The 25,053-nt window shown below is 41.2% G+C and carries 24 protein-coding genes; 9 read left to right on the top strand and 15 right to left on the bottom strand.

Annotated elements, in window-relative coordinates; all coding sequences use genetic code 11:
• Positions 1-2 precede the first annotated feature (2 nt).
• The 7 genes from BA79_RS00115 to BA79_RS00085 all read right to left on the bottom strand — a co-directional run bounded on the left by BA79_RS00115 (position 3) and on the right by BA79_RS00085 (position 6,377).
• Positions 3-959, bottom strand: coding sequence for an LCP family protein (locus tag BA79_RS00115; protein ID WP_008348636.1), 957 nt, complete (start codon positions 957-959; stop codon positions 3-5).
• Positions 960-1,098: 139 nt separating this feature from the next.
• Positions 1,099-2,043, bottom strand: coding sequence for a siderophore ABC transporter substrate-binding protein (locus BA79_RS00110; RefSeq protein ID WP_035700179.1), 945 nt, complete (start codon positions 2,041-2,043; stop codon positions 1,099-1,101).
• Positions 2,044-2,065: 22 nt separating this feature from the next.
• A complete protein-coding gene (locus tag BA79_RS00105) occupies positions 2,066-2,824 on the bottom strand; it encodes an iron ABC transporter ATP-binding protein (protein ID WP_035700177.1) in 759 nt (252 codons plus the stop codon).
• Positions 2,815-3,765, bottom strand: coding sequence for an iron chelate uptake ABC transporter family permease subunit (locus BA79_RS00100; protein ID WP_035700173.1), 951 nt, complete (start codon positions 3,763-3,765; stop codon positions 2,815-2,817). Before BA79_RS00100 ends, BA79_RS00105 begins: the two co-directional genes overlap by 10 nt.
• Positions 3,758-4,708: an ABC transporter permease gene (locus BA79_RS00095; RefSeq protein ID WP_035700170.1), complete on the bottom strand. Its 951-nt coding sequence runs from the start codon at positions 4,706-4,708 to the stop codon at positions 3,758-3,760. Before BA79_RS00095 ends, BA79_RS00100 begins: the two co-directional genes overlap by 8 nt.
• Positions 4,709-4,866: 158 nt before the next feature.
• Entirely contained in the window at positions 4,867-5,145 is a 279-nt protein-coding gene (locus BA79_RS00090; protein WP_025207101.1) for a barstar family protein, read from the bottom strand.
• Between the two features lie 62 nt (positions 5,146-5,207).
• Positions 5,208-6,377 carry an MFS transporter gene (locus BA79_RS00085; RefSeq protein WP_035700168.1) on the bottom strand — a complete coding sequence of 390 codons (1,170 nt, stop codon included), beginning with the start codon at positions 6,375-6,377 and terminating at the stop codon, positions 5,208-5,210.
• A gap of 143 nt (positions 6,378-6,520) precedes the next feature.
• Here BA79_RS00085 and pdxR point away from each other — a divergent pair, with 143 nt between their 5' ends.
• Complete coding sequence (pdxR, locus tag BA79_RS00080; RefSeq protein WP_025207099.1) at positions 6,521-7,960, top strand: MocR-like pyridoxine biosynthesis transcription factor PdxR; 1,440 nt, start codon at positions 6,521-6,523, stop codon at positions 7,958-7,960.
• 30 nt (positions 7,961-7,990) lie between these two features.
• Here the strand turns inward: pdxR and BA79_RS00075 are convergent, their stop codons facing one another.
• From BA79_RS00075 to BA79_RS00065, 3 genes are all read right to left on the bottom strand, one after another.
• Entirely contained in the window at positions 7,991-8,473 is a 483-nt protein-coding gene (locus BA79_RS00075; RefSeq protein ID WP_025207098.1) for a hypothetical protein, read from the bottom strand.
• 301 nt (positions 8,474-8,774) lie between these two features.
• Entirely contained in the window at positions 8,775-9,881 is a 1,107-nt protein-coding gene (locus tag BA79_RS00070) for an alanine racemase (RefSeq protein ID WP_035701023.1), read from the bottom strand.
• A 143-nt stretch (positions 9,882-10,024) separates the two neighbouring features.
• A complete protein-coding gene (locus tag BA79_RS00065) occupies positions 10,025-10,603 on the bottom strand; it encodes a competence protein ComK (protein WP_017366958.1) in 579 nt (192 codons plus the stop codon).
• A 289-nt stretch (positions 10,604-10,892) separates the two neighbouring features.
• On the opposite strand from BA79_RS00065, the gene BA79_RS00060 reads away from it, so the two are divergent.
• On the top strand, positions 10,893-11,129 hold the full coding sequence (locus tag BA79_RS00060) for an IDEAL domain-containing protein (RefSeq protein WP_008348804.1): 237 nt from the start codon (positions 10,893-10,895) through the stop codon (positions 11,127-11,129).
• 58 nt (positions 11,130-11,187) lie between these two features.
• Here BA79_RS00060 and BA79_RS00055 read toward each other — a convergent pair whose 3' ends face one another.
• Complete coding sequence (locus tag BA79_RS00055) at positions 11,188-12,048, bottom strand: SDR family oxidoreductase (protein ID WP_035700162.1); 861 nt, start codon at positions 12,046-12,048, stop codon at positions 11,188-11,190.
• Between the two features lie 142 nt (positions 12,049-12,190).
• On the opposite strand from BA79_RS00055, the gene BA79_RS00050 reads away from it, so the two are divergent.
• The 4 genes from BA79_RS00050 (at position 12,191) to BA79_RS00035 (ending at position 17,289) form a co-directional block, all read left to right on the top strand.
• Positions 12,191-13,723: an FAD-dependent oxidoreductase gene (locus BA79_RS00050; protein WP_035700160.1), complete on the top strand. Its 1,533-nt coding sequence runs from the start codon at positions 12,191-12,193 to the stop codon at positions 13,721-13,723.
• A gap of 25 nt (positions 13,724-13,748) precedes the next feature.
• On the top strand, positions 13,749-15,110 hold the full coding sequence (locus BA79_RS00045; RefSeq protein WP_375803964.1) for a globin-coupled sensor protein: 1,362 nt from the start codon (positions 13,749-13,751) through the stop codon (positions 15,108-15,110).
• A 61-nt stretch (positions 15,111-15,171) separates the two neighbouring features.
• A complete protein-coding gene (locus BA79_RS00040) occupies positions 15,172-15,756 on the top strand; it encodes a histidine phosphatase family protein (RefSeq protein ID WP_035700154.1) in 585 nt (194 codons plus the stop codon).
• A 387-nt stretch (positions 15,757-16,143) separates the two neighbouring features.
• On the top strand, positions 16,144-17,289 hold the full coding sequence (locus BA79_RS00035) for a serine alkaline protease SapB (protein ID WP_008348814.1): 1,146 nt from the start codon (positions 16,144-16,146) through the stop codon (positions 17,287-17,289).
• Between the two features lie 46 nt (positions 17,290-17,335).
• Here BA79_RS00035 and BA79_RS00030 read toward each other — a convergent pair whose 3' ends face one another.
• Positions 17,336-18,619, bottom strand: coding sequence for a M48 family metallopeptidase (locus BA79_RS00030; protein WP_035700152.1), 1,284 nt, complete (start codon positions 18,617-18,619; stop codon positions 17,336-17,338).
• Positions 18,620-18,796: 177 nt separating this feature from the next.
• On the opposite strand from BA79_RS00030, the gene BA79_RS00025 reads away from it, so the two are divergent.
• Positions 18,797-19,213: a YhfM domain-containing protein gene (locus BA79_RS00025; protein ID WP_007497192.1), complete on the top strand. Its 417-nt coding sequence runs from the start codon at positions 18,797-18,799 to the stop codon at positions 19,211-19,213.
• A 193-nt stretch (positions 19,214-19,406) separates the two neighbouring features.
• Here BA79_RS00025 and BA79_RS00020 read toward each other — a convergent pair whose 3' ends face one another.
• The 3 genes from BA79_RS00020 to BA79_RS00010 all read right to left on the bottom strand — a co-directional run bounded on the left by BA79_RS00020 (position 19,407) and on the right by BA79_RS00010 (position 22,868).
• On the bottom strand, positions 19,407-20,960 hold the full coding sequence (locus BA79_RS00020; RefSeq protein ID WP_035700149.1) for a fatty acid--CoA ligase family protein: 1,554 nt from the start codon (positions 20,958-20,960) through the stop codon (positions 19,407-19,409).
• A gap of 172 nt (positions 20,961-21,132) precedes the next feature.
• Positions 21,133-22,122, bottom strand: coding sequence for a lipoate--protein ligase (gene lplA / locus BA79_RS00015; RefSeq protein WP_035392513.1), 990 nt, complete (start codon positions 22,120-22,122; stop codon positions 21,133-21,135).
• Between the two features lie 2 nt (positions 22,123-22,124).
• Positions 22,125-22,868, bottom strand: coding sequence for an MBL fold metallo-hydrolase (locus tag BA79_RS00010; protein ID WP_029575465.1), 744 nt, complete (start codon positions 22,866-22,868; stop codon positions 22,125-22,127).
• Positions 22,869-23,023: 155 nt separating this feature from the next.
• On the opposite strand from BA79_RS00010, the gene yhfH reads away from it, so the two are divergent.
• Positions 23,024-23,161, top strand: coding sequence for a protein YhfH (gene yhfH / locus BA79_RS18735; RefSeq protein ID WP_008359029.1), 138 nt, complete (start codon positions 23,024-23,026; stop codon positions 23,159-23,161).
• 339 nt (positions 23,162-23,500) lie between these two features.
• Positions 23,501-24,790: a glutamate/proton symporter GltT gene (gene gltT, locus BA79_RS00005; protein WP_008348850.1), complete on the top strand. Its 1,290-nt coding sequence runs from the start codon at positions 23,501-23,503 to the stop codon at positions 24,788-24,790.
• Positions 24,791-25,053 lie beyond the last annotated feature (263 nt).

The raw sequence follows: 25,053 nt of genomic DNA, 5'->3' as shown, positions 1-25,053 counted from the left end.
CATTATGATAATTCGAGCTGTTTTCTCAGCTCTTGTCTCACTTCTTCTAATCCTGGTCCATCTAACTCAAAGTAATACACATTCCCAGGCTGGTAATCGTGCCCTTTTAACTGGATGGTATCCACTGATTTTAATGAACTCAGTAAAGGGAATAGACCGATCAACTGTTTCATGGATAAATTGGTAGAGACGTTATCTCCAAGTGTATCAATGATGTTGTCATAAGACGGTATGGACGAAATGGATTTGGATTTTTCAAAGATGGCTTGAAGTGCTTCCATTTGGCGCTTTCCGCGCATGAGATCACTATCTGCCTTTCTCGTTCTCACAAACGCTAATGCTTCTTCACCACTGAGCGTATGCGTGCCTGTTTCCACATGAACTTTTCCTTTTGAATCCTTCTCCATTTGTTTTGCAATGCCTTCATCTTCAATCGTTACGTCAATTCCATTTAGCTCATCGACAATGTCTTGAAACGCCTTAAAGTTTCCTGCAATCACATAGTCTACCGGGATGTTTAACAAATTCTCTACCGTTTTGACTGATAAATCTGCACTCCCAAACGCATGGGCGTGAGCAATTTTATCATATCCTCTCCCCGGTATATCAACATAAGAATCACGAGGAATACTTAGGAGCTTGATCGTTTTGTCTGTTCGATTCACCGTCGCCAGTAAGACCGCATCACTTCTTGCTTCGTCTACCGTTTCACCTGGACGGCTGTCAATCCCTAAGAGCAGCACCGAAAAGCTATCCTTTCCTGGATCAAAAGCTTTCACACGCTTTTGCGAGGTCTCTCCTCTTTCTAAAGATACTTGCGCTTTATTCGACGCTTTTGAAATTTTATAGTATGCGTATCCTGTGACAGATACAGCCATAACCATGACAAATGCCATGATAAACAGCACGACTTTCACCCAAGGTCTTAGCCTTCTTTTTGATCTTGTTTTCTCCTTCATCCTTTCCGAACCCTCACTCTATCTTAGTATCACAATGTAGGTTCCACTATAACATATTTTGATGAAAGTTTCCTGCACGCAACATATTTTTATGTATCCACAATAAAAAAGCTGCTCGATAGGAGCAGCTTTTCATCCATTACTTTTGTTCAATTCCTTTTTTCACTTCATCAATCATCGCATTCAATGATTCAAGGCCGCCTCCAGCTAAATACCACATGTCAGAGTTTAAATACACCACATGATTGTTTTTAACCGCTTTGACTGATTTCACATAATCATTTTCAACAAGCTGTTTCGCAGACGTTTCTTCTCCAATTGCCGCGCCGCGATCCACGACAAATAAGTAATCTGGGTTCGTTTTGACCATATACTCATACGAAATGCTTTGTCCATGTTTATCAGATGGCTCTAGCTTTTGATCTGCTGGTGTAATCCCAAATACATCATGAATCAGACCATATCTTGACTTAGGACCAAATGCCGTCATTTTGCTGTCGTTCGCCATAATGACGAGTCCATTTTTCTTTAACTCTTTGGCTTGTTTCTTTAATGAAGCCACTTTTTGGTCAATGGCAGAAAGTTCTTTTTTGACTTTGTCTTCCTTATCAAAAATCTTTCCTAATGTTTCAGCATTCTTTTTAAATGATTCTATATAGTTTGCGTTATCTACATCCATATAAATCGTCGGAGCAATTTTAGAAAATTCATCAAATGCATCTGCTTGACGATGCTGAATAATGATCAAGTCAGGCTTGATTTCTGCAATTTTCTCAAAGTTTGGCTCTTTTAAGCCGCCGACATTCTCATATTTGTCACTTTCATATTTAGATAAATAGTGAGGAATCACTTGTTTTGGTAAGGCTGTCACGTTGACACCAAGCTTATCAAGTGTATCGAGACTTCCCATATCAAAGACGACGACTTTTTTCGGGTTTTTCTTGATTTTTACACCGTCTTTATTCAACATATCCTTTACTGTTACGGTTTCCTCATTCGTTCCCGCTGTTTTTCCTTGGTTACCACAGGCAGCAAGGACAGCAATCGCTGTTAATACTGTTATCATCCAAATCCATTTTTTCATGATTGATCACCTCTTCATTTTTTCAAGAAAAATATAAGCAAATACGCTCACCACGAATGACTTCGATCGGTATGCGCATGTCATAAATGTGTTCAAGTGCTTCTGTTTGAATCACTTCATCAACGCTTCCTTCTTTGATTACCTGACCCTCTTTTAAGGCGACGATGTGATCTGTATAGACAGATGCAAAGTTAATATCATGGAGAACAACAACAATCGTTTTTCCAAGATCTTTCACGAGCTGCTGAAACAGCTTCATCATTTCAACTGAATGGTTCATATCTAAATTATTTAAAGGCTCATCTAAGAAAATATAATCCGTATCCTGAGCCAGCACCATGGCAATAAAGGCTCTCTGCCTTTGTCCGCCGCTTAGTTCATCTAAATATTGATGCTGGATTTCGACGAGTCTCATGTATTGAAGCGACACATCAATCATGTTCTCATCTTCTTTTGTCAAGCGGCCTTGAGAGTAAGGAAAGCGGCCAAAGCTGACAAGCTCACGAACGGTCAGACGCACACTCATGTGGTTCGACTGCTTCAAGATGCTCATTTTTTTCGCAAGATCCTGAGGAGAGTACGCTCGATAAGGTTTATCCTCTAAATAAGCTTCCCCAGTATCAGGTTGAATCAGGCGGCTCATGATGGACAAAAGCGTACTTTTGCCTGCGCCATTTGGACCAATGAGAGAGGTCAGCTGTCCTTTTTTTACACTGACAGTTGTTTCGTGAAGCACTGTTTTTCCGTTATATGTCTTACTAACTCCCTTCATCACGACCATGAACGACTCTCCTTTAAAAGTAGATAAATAAAATACAGTCCGCCGACTAAATCAATCAGCACACTAAGCGGTGTTTGAAACGTAAATACCTTTTCCACAAGAAATTCCCCGCCTACAAGCGCAATGACACTAATGAAAAACGAGCCTAATAGCAAGTACGTGTGCCGATATGTACGAAACAGCTCTCTTGCCACATTTACAACGAGTAAGCCAAGAAACGTAATCGGGCCGACGAGGGCCGTCGCAATAGAAACAAGGACGGCAATGACGATCAGCATCTTTTTTGTGATCCCGTCATAGTCAATCCCGAGATTCACAGCCTGTTCCTTTCCTAACGACATGACATCTAATTTCGCGCGGAAGGTCCAAATATAAAGACAAAGCGCCGCAAATAAAAGAGAAGCGAAGAGTAAAATATCTGTGTTCATGTGATTAAAGCTGGCAAAGGACTTGTCCTGTACGACTTGGTATTCATTCGGGTCAATGAGCATTTCCATAAAGGAAGAAAGACTTTTGAACAATGTTCCAAACACAATCCCGACAAGCAGGAGTAAGAAAATATGCTTGTTTTTGCGCTTGAACATGACCGTATAGAGCAGCACAGAAAAAAGAATCATTAATCCAACGCAGAGAAAGAAATTCAGGTTCTTATTCGCGATCATCAAGTTGGTCGATCCAAAAAGATAAATAATCGCCGTTTGCAAAAACAAGTAAAGCGCGTCTAACCCTAAAATGCTTGGCGTTAAGATTCTGTTGTTGGTCAATGTTTGAAACACAACAGAGGAAAAGGCAATCGCGCCTCCTGTCAAAGTCATGGCAAGCACCTTTTTTAAACGGCTCGGCACTGTGTACTCCCAGTACCCCATTTGAAAGGTGACGAAGATGACAATGAATACGGCTGCAATGGCTGCAATGAGAAATAATGTTCGTTTCTTATGCATAGCGCTTCCTCCTTAATAACATGTACAGGAAGATCGCACTTCCAATGATGCCGACCATAAGCCCGACAGATATTTCATATGGATAAATGATCACTCGTCCGAGCACGTCACATATGAGCACAAAAATGGCCCCTAATAAAGCCGTATGCGGAAGGCTCTTTTTCAAGTGATCCCCTCGGTAGATCGATACAATATTCGGAATGATTAAGCCGAGGAAAGGTAGCATGCCAACAGTCAAAAGCGTTACAGAAGTAATCATCGAAACAATCACCAAACCAACTGCCATGACACGTTTATACGTTAAACCTAAATTGACGGCAAAGCTCTCACCCATACCAGCCACTGTAAAGCGGTCAGCATATAAATACGCGATGATCAATAGAGGAACACTCACATAGAGCAGTTCATAACGCCCCTGAACAATAAGAGAAAAATCCCCTTGCAGCCATGCGGATACGTTTTGGATCAAATCATATTTATAGGCTATAAACGTGGAAATTGAACTAACAATTCCGCCAAACATTAAGCCGACTAACGGTACGTAGATCGTATCGTTCACCTTAATATGGCGTAGAATTTTTAAGAATAATAGATTGCCAGCTAACGTAAATAAAAACGCAATCGCCATTTTCATCAGCGGGCTTGCCTGTGTAAAAACAAGCATAGCGGTTAAAATACCCAGCTTGGCCCAATCCATTGTTCCTGCAGTCGTTGGAGAGACAAATTTATTTCTCGTCATGCTTTGCATGATAAAACCGCATAAGCTCAGGCTCATGCCAGCAAGCACAATACTCATCAGCCGCGGGATGCGACTTGAAAATAAGGTGTTCATTTGTTCATCTGATAGATGAAACAACTGTAAAAGAGACAGGTCCTGTACTCCGACAAACAGCGACGCACATGCCAAACACACAAACAACAAACTTAATTGGTACAACTTCATACAGGGTTCACACTTTCTATCAAGCTCTCTGCCACAAATGATTATCATTATCAATTAACGGCAGTTCATATATTATCATATTTAGTGAAATATTCAATAGTAGAATGAGAAAGGGTGAAAACTGCATAAAAAAACAGCTTTTGGGATCAGCTGCTTTTTTACACTTCAATATTCAATTGAAACTGCCCTTGCAGTTCCTCTTCAGCCTCTTGAAATAACTGCCGCAAATTCTCTGCATAATCACCAAGCTCGTCTTTGCTTGCTTGATAATGAATCCATGTAAGCTCTACAGGCAAGCTCACTTCTCCTGTTAAACAGTCCCAAAGGGCATCAAGATTTTTCCCGTAATGATCAGGAAGTTGTAACACTGTTTTTAGTTGATCATGAAGCTCCTCTTGTGATCTGCACATCGCTCCATTTAGCTGTACTTTTTTCATTTCCCTCCCCCTCTTCTGTCTTTATTTTAAACGAATTGGAGAGGAAAGAGAAAGAATCCATTTCACTTTTGCCTCTCTCTGAAACTTAAACTAAGCAAGATCAGACAGGTAGCCAGCACGAGCATGAAAAAGAGCGTTAACACTGTCTGAGTACCGTACATATCAGCAAAGAGACCAACGAACACACTTGGTATGCCAAGACCTAGATACGCAAACAAGTAATACCCAGCAACGGCTCTAGCCGCTTCCTTCTTCCCTTTCTCAACAATCAGCTGGAGACCGCCTAAGTAAGTAAATCCATAGCAAGCTGTGCCCGCTAAAAGAGTTCCAGCAAGGACAAGGAAAATGGACCCGCTATTAGCACCGAATAACAGCAGGCCATATCCGCACGGAAGACAAATAAAACCGATACGAAGCGCTGCACTGCTATTCATCTTTCGGACAAAAGGCTGCATCAGAACACCTGCCATATTAATAAAAAACAGCGCCGGGCCTACCCACAATTCATAGCCATTTAATTTAAGCTGTGCTGGCAAAATCGAAATGACAAGACCGCACACAGACCATGCGATAGCAATGGCTATGTTCGCAGGCATTGTCCCTTTTGGAAACCTCGGCATGTTCATTAGCGGTTTACTTGCATCCCCTTGTACAGGCGGCACCAAAAAGAATACAGCAACAATCGTCAACATAATCAAGACCAACACAATCCAATAGCTAAGAGGCGTCAGTGACACTTGCTCAAAAGAAAGAATCGCTGTAAAAAGAGCACCTCCCCCAAATCCAATTGAACTGCATAATGCGATAAACGTTGGGATCCAGCCCGATTTCTCTGGATATAAAGCAATCAAGTAGGCAGTACATGTGCCAACACTTAACCCAAGTCCCACTCCTTGCAGCAGCCGGGCGACAAAGAGCATTTGTATGGTCGGATGCACGATCATGAGCAGGGTGGCACATAATGAAAAGCAAAGAGCGATCAATAAAATCGGTTTTCGTCCAGCCCGGTCAGACATGCCGCCAAGTAACAGTAATACTGGAATCAGTCCGAAAACATACGCAGCAAACACAAGGGCTGTTGACGCCTTTCCGTATCCTGCCTGCTCTGCATATTCCGTATAAAGAGGGACTTGCAGGTTCACTGCTGTTGTAATCATAAAAAGGCTAAATAAAACGAACACAAACGGAATCATGGATAGCTGTGCTGTTTCTTCTTTTGATGCAGGAATCATGGGACTCTCTCCTCTGTGTAAATGATATGAACCAGTGTACACATCATTTGGATTTCTTCCTACATCCAAAAATGAAGCTATTGACCAGTCCATAATTCCATGTCATCATCAATGATGACATGACAAAGGAAAGAAGGTGCACTGTGTACATTCATTTAGACCGTTCCAGCTCTACCCCGCTCTGGCAGCAAATCGTCAATGGCATCATTCAAAAAATTCATACAAACACACTGAATCCTGATGATCAGTTGACTCCGACAAGAGTATTAGCACAAGAGCTCAACGTATCTCGATCCACCGTACAGCTTGCCTATGATGAACTGCTAGCAAGAGGCTATGTCAGCACCTCTAGAAGAGGCGGGACAAAGGTCATTTCAAGTAATCACTATGCTGCTTCTCCCCCACATCAAAACGAACCGCCTTTTGCACTTCCGACAAGACCTCACTTTGACGAGGCTGAAAAACAAATGGATCACTGGCTCTCGGCCAATCAATTTCATGACACACTTGAGATTGATTTCCGCCATCAAGAACCAGCCATCGACGACCATTTTCAAAACATATGGAAACGCTCGCTTCTAAAAGCACTACAGCGCTTAAATATGAAGGATTGGGGCTATTCTTCTCCGCATGGATTATGGGAAGTGCGTTCAGAAATTCGCCAATACTTATCGGTTGAACGCGGCATTGATATAGAAGAAGACCAAATGGTGTTAACAGGGGGCACACAGCAAGCCATTGACTTAATTTCACAAGTCATGCTCAAAAAAGGAGATACAGTCGCTGTTGAAGATCCTGGTTTTCCTGGAGCTAGGTTGTCCTTTTTACATCGCGAAATGACTATTTACCCCGCACCAGTCGATGAAGAAGGAATGATGGTGAATACATTGCCAGAACGTACAAAGCTGATCGCTGTAACGCCCTCTCATCAGCGGCCAACCGGTGTCTGTATGAGCGTCAATAGAAGACGGGAGCTGTTGCAGTTTGCTGCGAAGGCTCAATCTTACATATTAGAAGATGATTTTGATGGGGATTATCGTTATCATGGCGGACCGCTTCCTTCTTTATTTTCAGAAGCACCCGATCATGTGATCTATATTGTCAGTTTTTCCAAGGTGCTTGCACCAGGCATCCGCCTTGCTGCCATCATCGGCTCCAAAGCAGTCATCAAAGAAATCGCTGCACTGCAATCACTTATTCAAAGACAGCTGCCGATCATGGAGCAAATCACTCTTGCCTCTTTTTTCAGAGAAGGCGAGTTTACGCGATATGTCAGGCGGATGAGACAGGTGTATAAAAAACGGCAGGCAGCGATGATGGATGCTCTTTTGACACATCACTTTGACAAACACTTCCGTTTATATGGAACTGATACAGGCCTTCACGTCTTTTTGGAAGGAACATCAGACTTTGATGAACAAGGTACGATTGAGGCCGCAAAAGCGGCAGGTGTCGGCATTTATCCATTAAGCCCCTATTGTTATGAAAGCAAAAGGAAAGGGTTGCTGCTTGGTTTTGCCTGTACGGATGAAGCCATGATTCAAGAAGGTGTACGCCGATTAAAGCAAACACTGCACATCTGAAAAAGCCTGGAAGTCTCTCTTCCAGGCTTTTCATTGTGATTGCTGAACGTTTCCTACTTCTTCAATGAAAGAGGCTGTCTCTTGCAATCCATCTTGAAAATGTTGAGTGGCTGACATAAACAGCTTTTCTTGATCAGGACGCTTTAACAGCTGCTCTACCTTGCTAACTCCTTTTTCAAATGAAGCAAGACCTGTCTTTAATTGTTTGTCTGCCTTTTGATACACAGCTGGCACTTCTTGATGAGTAAGCCCTTTTTGAATGACACGGTCGAATGCTTTCGTCGCTTTTGTCAATTTTTCATTGACTTGAATTTTTCCATGTCCATCTGAAATAAATTGATCGGTCATGTGTTCATATGCTTCATTTAACTCATCCATATAACGTTGAACCCATTGTTCATACGCAGCTTCTTTTGTGTTTTGTTTTGAAGGCGGCTGACCTGCTTGATTGCAGGCCGTGAGTAGTGTCACTGTCACGGTAAATAGCAGCATCAAATGCCATCGTTTTTTCATACACGGCCCCCATTTCTCTTTCCCATTTGTTCATATCGGTCAAATATGATCAACTTTTACCTCATACGAACACCTTGCAAGAAATGACTTATTTTTATTGTAACAGACCGCATGTATCACTTCTGTGATTTATGCGGAAATGAATGAAAATCCTTCTAATGGTTCACATTTCCCTGCCATTTCATGATGATACAGTCAATAGACGACGAGAAAGGCACATTTGGTTTCAATCTAATTCATCTTCGCCATTTTTTCTCCAATAAAAAAGACCCCTTTCGGCGCCTTTTATGATCCTACCCATTTATTGCAGCTTTCCTTTACAAGCAATCTCCAGCTCTTCTACCACTTCGCCATCTTGAATGAGGTATGCTTTTTCATGAAGATTCACAGCAGGACAGATGTGATTCGGAATAATTTGCACCTTCTCACCGATCTGTACACTTTGACGAAAGCCTTCATGATAGATAATGGCATGCTCGTCAAATACGCTTGAAACAAATACATCATCATATTCTTTCACTTTGCCTAAGCCCTCTGTTTTGGTCAGCCCTTTTGTACGTGTTTGTGCCGTCAGCCCCTTGGCCCCTACATCTGTAATCACCCGGCGCTCTGTCGGTTTACTAATGACCGTTGTCAGCACAGATGCTGCACAATGTGAATATGTGCCGATTACATTGGACTGGGAAGCATCCATCAAGATGTATGTGCCTGGCCGTATTTCTGTGACTCCTTTTGGAATATCAAATTGAAATAAAAATGGCGGTGTTGATCCAATACTGACGACCTCTATCGGCATACCAGCTTCTTCTGCAATGTGCGCAAAACGGAGCGTTCGATTTACAGCCTCATTGTATAATGTCTGGCAATGTGCTTTACTTTCCGCTTGATACGTATGACCATCATGAGAAAAAATCCCCTTTAAATGAACGGCATCACTTGTTTGAATCGCCTCTAATATGTGGCAGAAATCACGTTCTTCAATGACACCAGACCTTCCCTCTCCAACCTCTATCTCAATTAAAACCTCCGCTTTTTTCTCTGATTCACGAAAGACTTGCTCAATCTGCTTCACATGCTCAACACAATCTATACCGAATGAAATCTGTATCGACTCTGCCAGTTTGCGAATCCGCTTGAGTTTAGTCTCACCTACAATTTGATTGGCGATAAAAATATCCTTGAGCCCATGGGCTGCCATTACTTCAGCCTCTCCTACTTTCGCCACCGTAATGCCAGATGCACCTTTCTCTTCCTGCAGCTTGGCAAGTGCAGGCGTTTTATGCGTTTTCGTATGAGGGCGCAATTTGACATGCTGACGGTCTGCGTATTGCTGCATCGCCGCTACATTCTCCATCATCACCCTTTTATCAATGAGTAGTGCCGGCGTATCCAGCTCTTCATACATCATCCCCATGACCCCTTTCGTTGTATAAAAAATTATACGATATAGATAAATTATATATTTTTTTATACGATAATCAATGGTTTTTTCTGCAAAAAAGTGATGGCGATGAGTAAGCAGTCCAGCGGCTGTCTGCCGCTGGTCTCTCACTAATAACGATTACGAAGTTCTCTTAAGATAAAATCATACACAAGGTTGAGCTGCTGTTCCTTTGGATACAGCATAAATTCTTGTTTCTTAGGAAGACCTCCATCAAGTCGATCTTGAAATTTCGTTCGAAGATACGCTGTTCGGTGTACCTGACTCTCAAATGACTTATATGAGACATCTAGTTTGACCGATTGCTCATTTGTAAAAGTAACAACCGTGTCTCCGAGGGATGATTCCTGAAAGATATGAATGTATTTGTGGGAGATCCATCCGCATTGAGGGCGGTTGGATGAATAGGTTGGGAAGAAATACAGATGATTGGATGAGTCAATCACGATGGGAGGCTTGTGGGAAATTCCTGTTACTTCGTATGTTCCCGCTTTTCTGCCTGCATAGCTTGAGCCAAAGAACCTGCAACTGCGTTCTATAATTTGCAGCGGCTTTAATTCAACGTAAAAGCTTGTCTCTCTTTCGATCACTTTTGAATATACTCGTTTTCCTTCTTCAACCGGAAGGACCGCCATTGTTGTTTGATTAATGACGTATGAATCTAATGGTGTTTCACTAATTCCTGACACTTCATTTCCTCCTGTGTTAATTTTTGGTTATTTTAGATACTATTAATCTATCACCAACGTATAAGAAACGACAGGATTTTTTCAATATTTATTTAAAATCATCTTTTTATCATATTTTTTAGTACATTCGATCTATCTAAAAGCCATTTTTAAAGATATATCGTATCTTGTCGACTGGACAAGGGGTGTCGATATGGCTCAAAAATAAATTGTCTAAAAATTATAAATTCTTGTTGATTTTTTCTCCGCCAATCCATATACTATAAAAAAGGCATCGGGGGGATTCTTTATGAAAGAGAAAAAAACGTATGCTGAGCTCATGAAGTCCCGCAACACCCAAAAAACCGAAGAGAATGGCGTTACTATTTTAGACATTTATATTCAAATGGTTTTAGATGAGGCGCTTTATAAACAGCGCTTAACCTTCCTTAGAGAAGAGATTGACAAGGCGCTAGATCAGCGTGATGAAAAGCGTTTTAATGACCTGTCAGCTCAATATGCAGAACACTGCTTACATCAATCATGATGATTTTACTTGCGGCAGAGAGACAGAAACTTGTCTCTTTACCGCAAGTTTTTTGTTTTTATCCATTTAATATGGTTCCGCCATTCACATGAATCATTTGTCCATTTATATAAGAAGAGTCTTCGCTCGCTAAAAATAAATAACTCGGCGCTAACTCTACTGGCTCACCAGGCCGCTCCATTGGAACATCTCCACCAAATTCAGACACTTCCTTTTCTGTAAATGTGGATGGAATCAGCGGTGTCCAAATCGGTCCAGGCGCTACCCCATTTACCCGAATCCCTTGTTTAATCAGAGATAGAGATAATGATCTTGTAAACGTTACAACCGCCCCTTTTGTCGATGAATAATCAATTAAGGTTTCATGACCTTTATAAGCAGTGACCGATGCTGTATTAATAATACTGCTTCCTTTCTTTAAATGAGGGAGCACCGCTTTTGTTAAATAGAACATGGCAAATATATTCGTTTGAAATGTCCGAAGAAGCTGGTGAGAAGTAATCTGTTCAATGCTTTTTTGCGGATGCTGTTCACCTGCGTTGTTGACCAAAATATCAATCGAACCGAAAGCATCTTTTGTTTGTTTGACGACCTCGTGTGAAAAAGCTTCATCCCCTAGGTCACCTGATATTAAAATGACGCGGCCTCCCATCTTTTCAATATAGTCCTTCGTTTCTTCCGCATCACGATGTTCATTCAAATAAACAATCGCTACATTGGCTCCTTCTTTCGCAAATAAGACAGATACTGCTCTTCCAATCCCGCTGTCTCCACCTGTGACAATCGCCGTTTTCCCTGTCAGCTTTTTGCCTTGCACCTCTCGATCAAAGATAGGTCTAGGGTTCATTTTATATTCAAGTCCTGGACGTTCGTTCTGATGCTGAGGCGGTAACGTTTTCTTTGGCTGCTTTGTTGACACGTCAGTCCACTCCTTCCTTTTTATCTCGTTTATTTTTATGTGTTGCTCATTTTTTTATGTATTTCGCTCTTGTTTTCATTAAAATGTATGATTTTCAGCATCGTGGAAAAATTATACACAACAAGTGACTGGAGGCGACAACATGGAACAAGAACATAAAGGATCGGAACAAGCAAAGTCGTTATGGCTAGCTGATAGTGAGAAGCCCTCTTTTCCTACTGTCAGCGAAGATCTTACAGCAGATGTCATCATTGTCGGTGCCGGTATTACCGGTATCGCTACTGCATTTGAAATGACAGAACGCGGACTGGATGTCATCATCATAGATGCTGATCAAGTATTGCAAGGAACCACCGGACATACAACAGCGAAAATTACCTCCCAGCATGATGTGTACTATCATGAGCTGATTCAGCATATCGGTATGCCGAAAGCCCGTTTATATGTAGAAGCAAATGAAAAAGCAAAGGAACTCATCCAAGCACGTGTGAAAGAGTATGACATTGATTGTCAGCTTGAGGTAAAAGATGCTTATCTTTATACAACAGAAGAAAACGGCGTCAAAAAGTTAAAGAAGGAATTAGATGCGTACAAACAGCTCGGTATCGATCGCGAATGGAAAACAGCGCTCCCGTTTGATGCTGGCATCAAGGCAGCCCTCGCCATGACGCAGCAGGCACAATTTCATCCTCTTCATTATCTTCATGCACTGATCGATCAGCTCATTGACAGAGGCGTGCGCATATTTGAACAGACAACGGCAGTCGATGTAAAAGAAGGAAAACACCCTGCTGTCATCACAAAAAGTGGCCATCATCTGATGGGGCGCTCTATCATTTCATGCTCACACTTTCCTTTTTACGATGGCAAAGGACTGTATTTCACGCGAATCCATCCTGAGCAATCTTATGTCGTCGCAGCCAAAACAAAAAAACCGCTTCCAGACGGCATGTACTTAGGAATTGATCAGCCTGCCCATTCATTAAGAACAGCAAAATTCCATGGAGAAGACGTCGTGCTCATCGGTGGACAAGGCCATAAAACCGGACAAGGCGGAGATGAATCCGCACACTATGAAGCACTAGAAAAGTTTGGTGAAGCGACCCTTGGCATAACGGAAGTCCTTTACCGCTGGTCCACGCATGATATGGTCACAATGGATCAAATCCCATACATTGGCCGCCTGACATCACATCATTCGAATATTTTTGTGGCAACAGGCTTTAGAAAATGGGGCATGACCACTAGCCACGTAGCAGCAACACTGATCGGAGATTTGATCGAAGGAAAATCGAATCCTTACGAATCCATCTTTACTCCATCAAGACTCGTGTCAGACGCATTCGTAAAAGACTTTATCAAAGAAAACACCAATGTTGCAGCGAAGCTGATCAGCGGTAAATTAAAGCGAGCTGATCAAACAATTGATGATTTAAAACCGGGTGAAGGCGGGATTGTGTCTTATGAGCATAAAAAATGTGGCGCTTTTAAGTCAGAGGACGGCGATATCTTTCTTGTCGATACAACCTGTACTCATTTAGGCTGTGAAGTCGCGTGGAATAATAGTGACCGCACGTGGGACTGTCCTTGTCACGGGTCTCGTTTCTCCATTACGGGAGAAGTAGTAGAAGGTCCGGCGAAAAAACCACTAAAAAGGTCATATAAAGAACAGTAAAATTTCACTGTTTCCCCTTTAAAAAATCCAATATTATCCGATAAAAAACATAAAGTCTGATATTTTTGATGATCATGGGGGGACAAACACATTGTTATTTAAAAAAGAGAGTAAAAAGAAAAACACTGCTTTTTTCACACAGCAGGATGATGGGATAAAACGAATCAATTTTCCGGAGAATACGGACATTGCCAAACAAATTAAAATGATTGATTTGACGCAGCAAGACCTTTTTATCTTGAAACAGCTGAATCCAATCGTTCAAGATGAAATTGAACATATCGTCGATAAATTTTATAAAAACCTAGAAGTCGAGTCTTCCTTGATGCACATCATTCAAGATAACAGCTCAGTCGAGCGTCTAAAGAAAACACTACGCATTCATATTAGTGAAATGTTTGCCGGTGTGATTGACGAATCTTATGTGGCCAAAAGAATTAAAATTGCACAAGTTCATTTAAGAATTGGGCTTCAACCTAAATGGTATATGGCAGCCTTCCAAGACCTATTGCTATCCATTATGGATTTATTTGCCCAGCATATCCAAGATTTCAAAGAATATCAGACGGCAGTGAAGGCGACGACGAAAATTTTAAATCTAGAGCAGCAGCTTGTCCTAGATACGTTCCAAAATGAATACTCTAAAGTTCGTGATGAAGCAGAACTACAGCAAAAAGAGCTTCATACAAAAATTACAGAAACATCTAATTCACTTGCTTCTCTCTTCTCAAACACAACAAATGCAGTGGACAAACTTGTATCAAAATCTGATGAGATGGCGGATATGTCACAGGCTGGCACAAAGATTTCTGCACAAGTTGAAGAGAAATCAATTGGCGGTAAAAAAGAGTTAGAAATTCAGCAGACGCAAATGAACCAAATTGACGGCAGTATGACAAAGATTGAAACAGAAATTAAACGCTTAGAAGAAATTGCAAAACAAATTGAACAAATTTTTGGGATCGTCACAGGTATTGCGGAGCAAACGAATTTACTCTCTTTAAACGCTTCAATCGAATCAGCTCGAGCAGGTGAACATGGCAAAGGCTTTGCTGTCGTTGCAAATGAGGTTCGCAAATTATCAGAGGATACAAAGAAAACGGTTTCAACTGTATCTGAGCTCGTCAACAACACAAATTCACAAATCTCCATTGTGTCACAGCATATTGCTGATGTGAATTTACTTGTGACAGACAGTAAAGAAAAAATGACCCAAATCAACTCGCTATTCGATGATATCGTCAGCAGCATGAACTTAAGCAAAAACCAAAACGGAAAAATTGAAATAGATTTGCAAACATTCCTAAACGAATTGAAAGAAGTCAAACAAACAGTGTCCCAAGTGGCAAGTTCGGTCGAGTCATTAACGAGCCTGACAAATCACTGATCCAGTCATTCTTCTTCTGTTTTAGTATAATAGAAGAAAAGATAGAAAAGGCGGGATTTGATTGACAGCAATTTGCCTAGTCAGACACGGTGAAACCGATTGGAATGCAGCAAAACGAATTCAAGGACGAACAGATATCCCTTTAAATGACACTGGTAAATGGCAAGCGGAACAAACCGGTCTTTACTTAAAAGATGCCCACTGGGATGTTGTCATTTCCAGTCCGCTATCAAGGGCAAAAGAAACAGCTCATTTGATTTTACAGCATGTACATGCACCGCTCGTGATCATGGACGATTTTATTGAACGTGACTATGGCGACGCTGAAGGCATGTCATTTGAGGAACGTCAGAAACTGTTTCCAAATAAACAGTATCCAAATATGGAACCACTATCGGCACTTCAAGATCGAATGCTAGAAGGTATCGAAAAAGTGAGAGCAACCTACCCAGATAAACGGGTACTCATCGTGGCACACGGGGCTGCCATCCATGCCTTACTCACCTCACTAGCTGACGAACAGATGGGTATTAAGGATACAAGACTTGAGAATGCCTGCTTAAATTATGTGGAATGGACAGATGGTGAATGGAAGGTGAACGATTACAACGTGGTCAGCCATTTAACACAATCTGCCCCTTCTTAAAGAACCTGTTTTCATAGCAGGTTCTTTTTCATGACAAAAACAATGATAAAATAATATTTTTTTATATCGAAATTCGAAATAGATGATAGCCTTTTCTACCTATTTTATGGAATTTCGGGTATCGAATGTTTATCCTCAAATGGATCATGAGAAAAAAAGCACGATTCCTTTTTAATAGAAAACCGTTGAGAATATAGAATAAACATATTTTGCCATCATTTCCAAGTGACTTAATTCCCTATTTTTCGCTAGGACTTCCACAAAAATTCGGGTCTACTCTTATTTGCCTATCTCTATTAAACTGAAAATACAGAATAATCAAACGGATCATTCTTATAGACTACGGATGATTATTCTGAAATAAGAAAAAAGGGATGTGGAATGTGCGTGAAAAAGAAAAATGTGATGACAAGTGTTTTATTGGCTGTCCCTCTTCTGTTTTCAGCAGGGTTTGGAGGCTCGATGGCAAATGCCGAGACTGCCTCAAAGTCAGAAAGTGAAAAAAGCTATATCGTTGGCTTTAAAGCTTCTGCCACCACAAACAGCTCTAAGAAACAAGCAGTGACACAAAATGGTGGGAAATTAGAAAAACAATACCGCCTCATTAATGCTGCACAAGTGAAGATGTCTGAACAAGCCGCAAAAAAACTTGAACACGACCCTAGCATTGCTTATGTAGAAGAAGACCACAAAGCAGAAGCATATGCACAAACCGTCCCTTATGGTATCCCTCAAATCAAAGCTCCAGCCGTACACGCTCAAGGTTATAAAGGTGCTAACGTCAAAGTAGCTGTCCTTGATACTGGAATCCACGCCGCACACCCTGACTTAAATGTTGCAGGCGGTGCTAGCTTCGTCCCTTCAGAGCCAAATGCCACACAAGACTTTCAATCACACGGAACTCACGTAGCCGGAACCATTGCTGCCCTTGATAACACGATTGGTGTTCTTGGGGTTGCGCCAAGCGCCTCCTTGTATGCCGTTAAAGTGTTAGATCGTTACGGCGATGGACAATACAGCTGGATTATCAGTGGTATTGAATGGGCTGTTGCCAATAACATGGATGTCATCAATATGAGCTTAGGCGGACCAAACGGCTCCACAGCGCTTAAAAATGCTGTAGACACAGCGAATAATCGCGGAGTAGTTGTCGTTGCCGCAGCAGGGAATTCAGGTTCCACTGGCTCTACTAGCACCGTTGGCTATCCTGCTAAATACGACTCAACCATTGCTGTTGCCAACGTGAACAGCAACAATGTCAGAAACTCATCTTCTAGCGCAGGTCCTGAATTAGATGTTTCTGCACCTGGTACATCGATTTTAAGTACAGTACCAAGCAGTGGATATACATCTTATACGGGAACATCAATGGCATCTCCTCATGTAGCAGGAGCAGCAGCGCTTATCCTTTCTAAGTATCCGAATCTATCAACGTCTCAGGTTCGTCAGCGCTTAGAAAATACGGCAACACCGCTTGGTAATTCGTTCTATTACGGAAAAGGATTGATTAACGTTCAAGCAGCTTCTAACTAAAATAAGTGTGACAAAAAAATCCGGCGAACTGAGCCGGATTTTTTATTTATTGCTTTTTCGATGTTTCCTCTTTTTTCGCCGCTTTTTCCATATCGATGATTCTCTCCATCATCGTCGGGTGCCCATAGCGGAATATTTTCACTAAAAGTGGCGGATTGACTTGGGAAAGCCCTGATTTTGCAAGCTTTTGAAATGACGTCACCCCCGCCTCTCCATCCTTTGTCAAGTTCACAGCATATTCATCAGCTGCACGTTCTTGATGTCTTGACACAGCATTTGTAAAAGGAGAAGCAACAAATGACAGCATAGATACAATGATCAAAAGAAGCGGAAGAGCAGCAACGTCATATGGTGCCTTCAGACGAAATGGAGAAGCGCCTTTTTGGTAAAGGGAAAAATAAAGACGGTCAATGGCAAAAAATCCAACCAGAGACAGCACTAAATATCCTGCTAAACCGATATATACATGCTTCATCACGTAATGTCCCATCTCATGCGCCATGATAAATAAGATTTCACGGTCTTTCAGCTTTTGAAGTGTCGTATCCCACAAAACAATACGCTTATTTTCACCAATTCCTGTGACGTAAGCATTCATCGTGTTTGTTTTCTCTGACATGTTGACTTCATATACATGATCTGCTGGAATGTGTGCTTTCTCTGCAAGGGTTAATATCTTCTTCTCAAGTGCCTGATCCTTCAATGGGTAAAAATCATTGTAGAGTGGATCAATAACGACCGGCTGTATAAAGAAGAGAAACAGTGTAACTGGAACAGTTAAACACCAAGCATACAGCCACCAATATTTCCTTTTCTTTTGAATGAGCCAAAAGAACACAATCGCGCATAGAACAAGCAGCGGATATTGAATCCAAAAATCAAGCGTTTGGTCTTTTAGCCAACTTGCCGTGCTTTGTGCTGAAACACCGTAGTGCAAGGACAACTGGTAGCTCACCCACTTGACCGGCAATGTGATCAGCATCGTCAAAAGTGACAGCACAAACACATACACAAGTTTGCTCAAAAGGTGAAAACGAGCTGCTGCCAAGCTCCAATCTGCTAATTTCCTTGAAAACCCAGAAATGAGCAAAAGGAAAAAGACATACCAATCTAAAGGAATTGTCATAAAGTACAACAGGTTACGAATGTTCGAGTAACTTCCGCTAATCACAAGCTCATGGCTTGTCATAAATGTATGCGGGTCTGCACTTGTCCCTTTCACACTGTCAGGGACAGATGAATCCCCCATTAGAAATAAGTAAGAATAAATAAAAAGACCGTACAATATGTATGCTACCGTTGCAAGAGCTACCCATTTGCGTACTCGCACTGGTCAGCCTCCTTTCCATTTCTCTCTCTATTGTAATCACGCACGTTTTTGTTTAGAACCTGTCTCATGTGGCTCCATCATAGCATGCCCTATCTGAAAAAGCTTGAGTGAAAAAAATGATTATGCTGTTCAAAAATCGGAGAAACTAACCATAAAAAAGTGAGTTGGAGGTTCATCATGAAGAAAATCCTTGCAGGAATTGTGATCTTTGGGCTTTTACTGATTACCTTCTTTTATGTGTTCAGCCGGACAAGTGACATCTTCGATGAAAATCGAGCAGAGAAATTATTGCTTTCACCGACGAACCAGTCCATTTCTTATGAAATAGATGATAAAGATACAACTGAGGATCTAATTGAACAATTAAACAAAGGGAAACAAACAAGCAGCCATCTCAAAAAGAATGTAAAAAAGCCAGATTATATCGCCAAGGTCATGTTCGGACGGACAAATGGCACTTCTTTTCAGCTATGGACCAACCGCTCTCAAGTTGTTTTTTTAGTAGACGGCACCTATTATGAATTAAATCAAAAACAGTCAAATTCCTTTCGAAAACAGGTACAAGAAGCGATTCAAAAAGGAGCCTCTTCATAGGAGACTCCCTAGATTGTTGACAAAGGGATAAAATGAACTTTATTTTCTCCCCTTGTCTTCTTTTCAACGTGATAGAAAACCTTTGCAATCTAGGAGGCGCGGAGCGAATGTGAACCAAGCACGCAGGACTGACAAAGAATGCGAGGGTTTGTCTACACGCTGAGGAGCCTCTTCATAAGAAGAGACTCTTTTTTTATTTACTTGTTTCTGCTTGGTACTTATCCTTTAGCGCTCTTCTTAAAATTTTACCAGTCGTGTTTTTTGGAATATCATCAATGAAATGGATCGTTTGGGGCTGCTTATATTTCGCCAAATAGCGTGAACAATGTGTGATGATGTCTTCTTGATTGATGTGAGCATGTTTCTTAGGGGAAATGTAACAGACAACAGCCTCTCCTGTGTTTGGATCTGGCACACCGATGACAACGGCTTCTGCTACAGCTTCATGTTGATAAAGCACTTCTTCTACTTCTCTTGGATAGACATTATACCCGCCAACGAGAATCATATCCTTTTTTCGATCGACGATATAAATATATCCTTCTTCATCTCTTCTCGCCAAATCTCCTGTGTACAGCCAGCCGTCTTTCAGGGCCGCCTCTGTGTCTTCTGGCATTTGGTAATAGCCTTTCATAATGTTTGGCCCTTTTGCGATGAGTTCTCCGACTTCGTTTGGTCCAACTTCCTCTCCAAGTTCATTCACAATCTTATTTTTCACATTCATAATATCAGTGCCGACCGAGCCTGGTTTTCTTTTTCCATCAAGGGGATTGAATGCCGTCACTGGAGAAGCCTCTGATAATCCATAGCCCTCTAGCACCGTGACACCGAACTTTTCTTCAAAACCGTGAAGTAAAGCAACAGGCATGGACGCACCGCCTGATATACAAATCCTCACCGACTTCATCGCTTCCTCATGACCGTCCTGGCGGTATAAATAGTTATACATGGTTGGAACACCAACAAATAGCGTTGGTTTTTCTTTCTCCATCATTCGTAAAAGCTCTGATGGGCTGAAATGCGGCAGGACATAGATGGTCGCTCCATGAATCAAGGGGGCATTCATACAGACGGTCAAACAAAACACATGGAACATCGGCAAAGCAGCAATCACCTTGTCCTTCTCATCAATTGACAGGTACTCCGCAATGTCTCTTGCATTTGAATAAAGGTTAACATGAGTGAGCATTGCCCCTTTTGGTTTTCCTGTTGTGCCAGATGTAAATAAAATAACGGCCGTATCGTCAGGTTGTATGGCAGGATGCTCAGCTTCTGGTGCATCTCCAGACACAAGCTTTCCGAAGAAAACAAGACGATCAGATACTTCTTTTAAACTTGACCTACACGCAGATTCATTTTGAGCACAAATAATGACTCGTTCAATCGCTGGAAGCTGTTCATACACCTGCTCGTATATCGGCAGAAGCTGATCCGGTGCAACAATCCCTTTTACATCACCAGTAACCAGCATATAGCCGATTTCACTTGGCGTATATGTTGGATTGACAGGTACAACAACAAGCCCCGCCTTTAATGCACCAAAAAATGAAATCACAAAATGCGGTGAATTTCCTAAAATCAGTGCGATATGATCTCCCGCTTGAAACCCTTCGCTCACTAAACCATCTGCAAAACGTTCGATACTTGTCATCAGTTCTCGATAGGTCCACTTGTTCTCTTCAAAGATCAGTGCGACGTTCTCTCCCTTGGTCATCGCAGTCTGCTCAAGATTTTTGATCAAATCCATTCTCCCACCCCTTATACTTCATCAATGAATGAATAGCCATTCATTTTATGACCAAACATTCCTCTTTTCTATTATAATAGACAATCGAAAAAATTCACAAGATCAAATGTAAACCGCTTTCATCCCTTTCATTAGAAAAAGCACCGCTATCTCTAGCCGTGCTTGTCCTTGCTTAATAAATCAAATCTAGAAAATCTTCTTTTGATACGTTACCAAAATAATGGCGCATATCCATGTCTTCTAATACATCACTAATGGTTTTGCGATCATATTGCTGCCCAATGAGTCGTTTCTCAATATCAGCAATATCTCCTACACCGAAGAAGTCACCAAAAATTTTGCAGTCTTGAATGATGCCTTTTTTCACTTCTAATCGAAGATCAATCGATCCAGCTGGAAAACGCTTAGAGTGCTGCAAGTTAAACTTAGGAGAACGGCCGTAGTTCCATTCCCATTTTTGGTATCGATCACGAGAAATCTCATGAATCTTCTCCCAATCTTTTTCTGTCAGCTTATACTCAGGCACGTCTCCGTTCGTGTCAAAAATATAGCTTAAAAGAATTTTTCTAAATTCTTCTGTTGTCATTTTTTGATCCATCAGTTCACTAATGTTGGCGACCCTGCTTCTAATGGATTTAATCCCTTTTGATTCGATCTTTTCTTTCTTCACATTTAATGCCGAGACAACATGTTCGATTTCTGAATCAAATAATAGGGTGCCATGACTGAAGATACGTCCTCGTGTAGCAAATTGAGCATTCCCCGAAATTTTACGCCCATCTGCCATGATGTCATTTCTGCCGCTTAATTCCGCTTTGACGCCAAGCTTTTCAAGCGCTTTGATGACTGGCTCGGTGAATTTTTTAAAGTTATGAAAGCTGTCCCCATCGTCTTTTGTAATAAAACTGAAGTTCAAGTTTCCTTTGTCATGGTAAACCGCACCACCGCCAGATAACCTGCGAACGACTTTGATGCCATTGTCTTCGACATATTTTGTATTGATTTCTTCTATTGTATTTTGGTTCTTTCCAATAATAATGGACGGCTGGTTGATGTAAAACAGCAAATACGTTTCTTCTGGATCTAAATATTTTAAGCAATACTCTTCAATGGCTAAATTAATCATTGGGTCATAATGTTGCTCGTTATCGATAAACAGCATCTCTATCTTCCTTCCTTGTTCCATCTAAGCCCTGAATGGGCAAGCTGTATATTGCCAGTATATAACGCCTGTGCTTCATTGACTAGGTCTTTATGCCGACCGAAATGAGGCAGATGGGTGATGATGAGCTCTCCAACATTTGCTTCACTTGCCAGCTTCCCTACTTCAGTGCTGTTCATATGTCCTGCACCCGATCCGTCTTGTCCAGCGTAAAAGTTGCTTTCGGCAATAAGTAAGTCTGCATCCTTGCTAAAAGGGATAAATGCATCTTGATAGCTGGAATCAGCTGTATACACCACCACAGCCTCATGTGCCTGAATTCTCATCGCATAGCATTCTGCCGGATGAACCGTTTTCAAAAAATCAATTTGAAATGGTCCGATTTGAATGCCCTCTTCCGGGTGATAAGGTTTTGTCTTTGTATGTACATCATCAGAGAGCCGCTGAAATGCTGCTTGATCCCCGGTATGTCCGTAGATCGTCAGCGGACCACTGCTTTTTCCTAAATGATAACCCACTAGCTTCGCATATTGGAGAGGTCCGATATCTGCAATATGATCGTGATGATAATGAGAAAGGAGTACAGCATCTAGTTCTTCTATATCAATGTATTGCTGAAGCTTTGACAGAACTCCGCTCCCGCAGTCGACAAGCAGACGAAAACCATCTGATTCAAAAAGATAACCTGATGTAGCTTCACCAGCTGCTGGAAATCCTCCGTAGCAGCCAATCACGGTTAATTTCATCGTCATATTTCCTCCTTTTCAAAAAATCCCCTTCTTACAATATACCCATTTTTCATAAAAAAAGCATTCTTCTTGCCTATTGTTACAAAACAGATTGACAATTATTAATCTGTTATAATACAATGATAGCAATAAAACGTATTGGAGGATGACAAATGCTAGGAAAAATCACTGAGTTTTTTAGAAATTTGCCTTCAAAAAAATGCACAAAATGTGGAAATGATTTAATGGAACAGCACGAGTGTTACGGTAATGAATGTGAGGAATGCTCACAAGTAAGTTATCTTAAATAAGGTAATAAATAGAATAAAAAAGCACTTTTTTCCTCCGTCGTCAGTTGGAGTCAAAAGTGCTTTTTATTTTTTCTGAAAAATAGGTAAAAAGGTAAAACCCTTGGTACAGAAGGGTTTTTTAGTATTTTCATATGATGACTTTTAGTTCGGAAGGCACTTTTTATTGAATTAAAACAACGAAGGGGGTTCGAAGTGTCCATTTTTTCAAATAATTTTGTATTTTCTTAATATAATTTAATCGTGGACGAACCTCTTTAATTTTAGTTATACTTTAATTCATATATTAAAACTTAATATAATGGGAATATTCCTTTAATGAATAAGTTAGGGAGGAAATCTATGAAAAAATTAAAATTTGGATTAGCTACTCAAATCCTAATCGGTCTTATTCTCGGTGTCGTGGTTGGTGCGATCTTTTTCGGTAACCCTGGTGTTGAGACATATTTAAAACCAATTGGAGACTTCTTCTTACGACTCATTAAGATGATTGTCATTCCGATTGTCGTATCTAGCTTAATTTTAGGTGTTGCAGGTGCGGGTGATGGTAAAAAAGTAGGGAAGCTTGGTTTTAGAACCATTCTTTATTTTGAAATTATCACAACGTTTGCGATCATCCTTGGTCTTGTGCTTGCGAACTTTGTTCAACCAGGTGCAGGCGTTGACTTTGGACATACAGAAAAACAGGATATTAGCCAGTATGTTGAAACGGAAAAAGAACAAAGCAGTAAATCAGTTGCTGATACGTTCCTTCATATCGTTCCGACGAACTTCTTCCAATCATTGGCGGAAGGTGATTTGCTTGCGATTATTTTCTTCACTGTATTATTCGCACTTGGCGTTTCAGCGATTGGTGAACGCGGCAAACCAGTTCTCGCCTTCTTTGAAGGTGTGTCACATGCGATGTTCCATGTCGTCAATGTTGTGATGAAAGCTGCACCATTTGGTGTGTTCGCGCTCATTGGTGTGACAGTATCAAAATTTGGTCTTGAATCTCTCGTTTCATTAGGTAAGCTCGTAGGTCTTGTTTATTTTGCGCTCGCTCTCTTCCTTATCGTTGTATTCGGAATTATTGGAAAGATGATTGGCGTCAATATTTTCAGATTTCTTGCTTACATGAAAGACGAAATGCTTCTCGCCTTTAGTACATCCAGCTCTGAAACAGTTTTACCGAGAGTCATGGATAAAATGGAGCGCATCGGGTGTCCAAAAGGAATTGTTTCTTTTGTTATCCCAATTGGTTATACGTTTAATCTGGACGGCTCCGTCTTGTATCAAGCCATTGCGGCGCTTTTCCTAGCGCAGGTATATGGCATTGACCTCACAATCGTACAGCAGCTCACACTAATCCTTGTACTGATGGTGACATCAAAAGGAATGGCTGCCGTTCCTGGTACATCCTTTGTTGTATTACTTGCAACACTTGGAACGATCGGTGTTCCTGCTGAAGGTCTAGCCTTTATTGCAGGTGTTGATCGTATCATGGATATGGCAAGAACCGTTGTCAACTTAACTGGTAACGCACTTGCAGCTGTCGTGATGTCTAAATGGGAAGGGCAATATGACCCTGAAAAAGGACACCGCGTGATGACTGGACAAGATGTACCTGAGCCAACACAGCTTTCAAGCTAATCAAAAAGAACCCCGATTGCGGGGTTCTCAGATTGTAGAGAAACCCATGTTTTTCTACAATCTTTTTTATTTTCACCATCATTATGATAGATGAGATTGAAGGAAAAACATGAAAAAGACCTCCCACACACCTATCCTAGCTTTGCTAGGTGTGTGGCAATCTTCTTCATGTTCTGGCAGGCAGCTGTGAGAAGCACTTGCTCACTTACATTTTGTTTTCCCCTTAACCGGCCCCATGCAGTTGTTTTGAATCTGCAAAGCTT

The sequence above is a fragment of the Bacillus altitudinis 41KF2b genome, from assembly GCF_000691145.1.
GTDB lineage: Bacteria > Bacillota > Bacilli > Bacillales > Bacillaceae > Bacillus > Bacillus altitudinis.
The sequence above is the reverse complement of the archived record's forward strand: the minus strand, read 5'-3'. Positions and strand labels throughout refer to the sequence as shown.

Bases quoted from the DNA above. Each gene is read 5' to 3' on its own strand.
- BA79_RS00115 (WP_008348636.1), bottom strand. From the start codon at position 959: ATGAAGGAGAAAACAAGATCAAAAAGAAGGCTAAGACCTTGGGTGAAA.
- BA79_RS00110 (WP_035700179.1), bottom strand. From the start codon at position 2,043: ATGAAAAAATGGATTTGGATGATAACAGTATTAACAGCGATTGCTGTC.
- BA79_RS00105 (WP_035700177.1), bottom strand. From the start codon at position 2,824: ATGGTCGTGATGAAGGGAGTTAGTAAGACATATAACGGAAAAACAGTG.
- BA79_RS00100 (WP_035700173.1), bottom strand. From the start codon at position 3,765: ATGCATAAGAAACGAACATTATTTCTCATTGCAGCCATTGCAGCCGTA.
- BA79_RS00095 (WP_035700170.1), bottom strand. From the start codon at position 4,708: ATGAAGTTGTACCAATTAAGTTTGTTGTTTGTGTGTTTGGCATGTGCG.
- BA79_RS00090 (WP_025207101.1), bottom strand. From the start codon at position 5,145: ATGAAAAAAGTACAGCTAAATGGAGCGATGTGCAGATCACAAGAGGAG.
- BA79_RS00085 (WP_035700168.1), bottom strand. From the start codon at position 6,377: ATGATTCCTGCATCAAAAGAAGAAACAGCACAGCTATCCATGATTCCG.
- BA79_RS00075 (WP_025207098.1), bottom strand. From the start codon at position 8,473: ATGAAAAAACGATGGCATTTGATGCTGCTATTTACCGTGACAGTGACA.
- BA79_RS00070 (WP_035701023.1), bottom strand. From the start codon at position 9,881: ATGATGTATGAAGAGCTGGATACGCCGGCACTACTCATTGATAAAAGG.
- BA79_RS00060 (WP_008348804.1), top strand. From the start codon at position 10,893: ATGAAAGAGAAAAAAACGTATGCTGAGCTCATGAAGTCCCGCAACACC.
- BA79_RS00050 (WP_035700160.1), top strand. From the start codon at position 12,191: ATGGAACAAGAACATAAAGGATCGGAACAAGCAAAGTCGTTATGGCTA.
- BA79_RS00025 (WP_007497192.1), top strand. From the start codon at position 18,797: ATGAAGAAAATCCTTGCAGGAATTGTGATCTTTGGGCTTTTACTGATT.
- BA79_RS00020 (WP_035700149.1), bottom strand. From the start codon at position 20,960: ATGGATTTGATCAAAAATCTTGAGCAGACTGCGATGACCAAGGGAGAG.
- lplA (WP_035392513.1), bottom strand. From the start codon at position 22,122: ATGCTGTTTATCGATAACGAGCAACATTATGACCCAATGATTAATTTA.
- BA79_RS00010 (WP_029575465.1), bottom strand. From the start codon at position 22,868: ATGAAATTAACCGTGATTGGCTGCTACGGAGGATTTCCAGCAGCTGGT.
- yhfH (WP_008359029.1), top strand. From the start codon at position 23,024: ATGCTAGGAAAAATCACTGAGTTTTTTAGAAATTTGCCTTCAAAAAAA.
- gltT (WP_008348850.1), top strand. From the start codon at position 23,501: ATGAAAAAATTAAAATTTGGATTAGCTACTCAAATCCTAATCGGTCTT.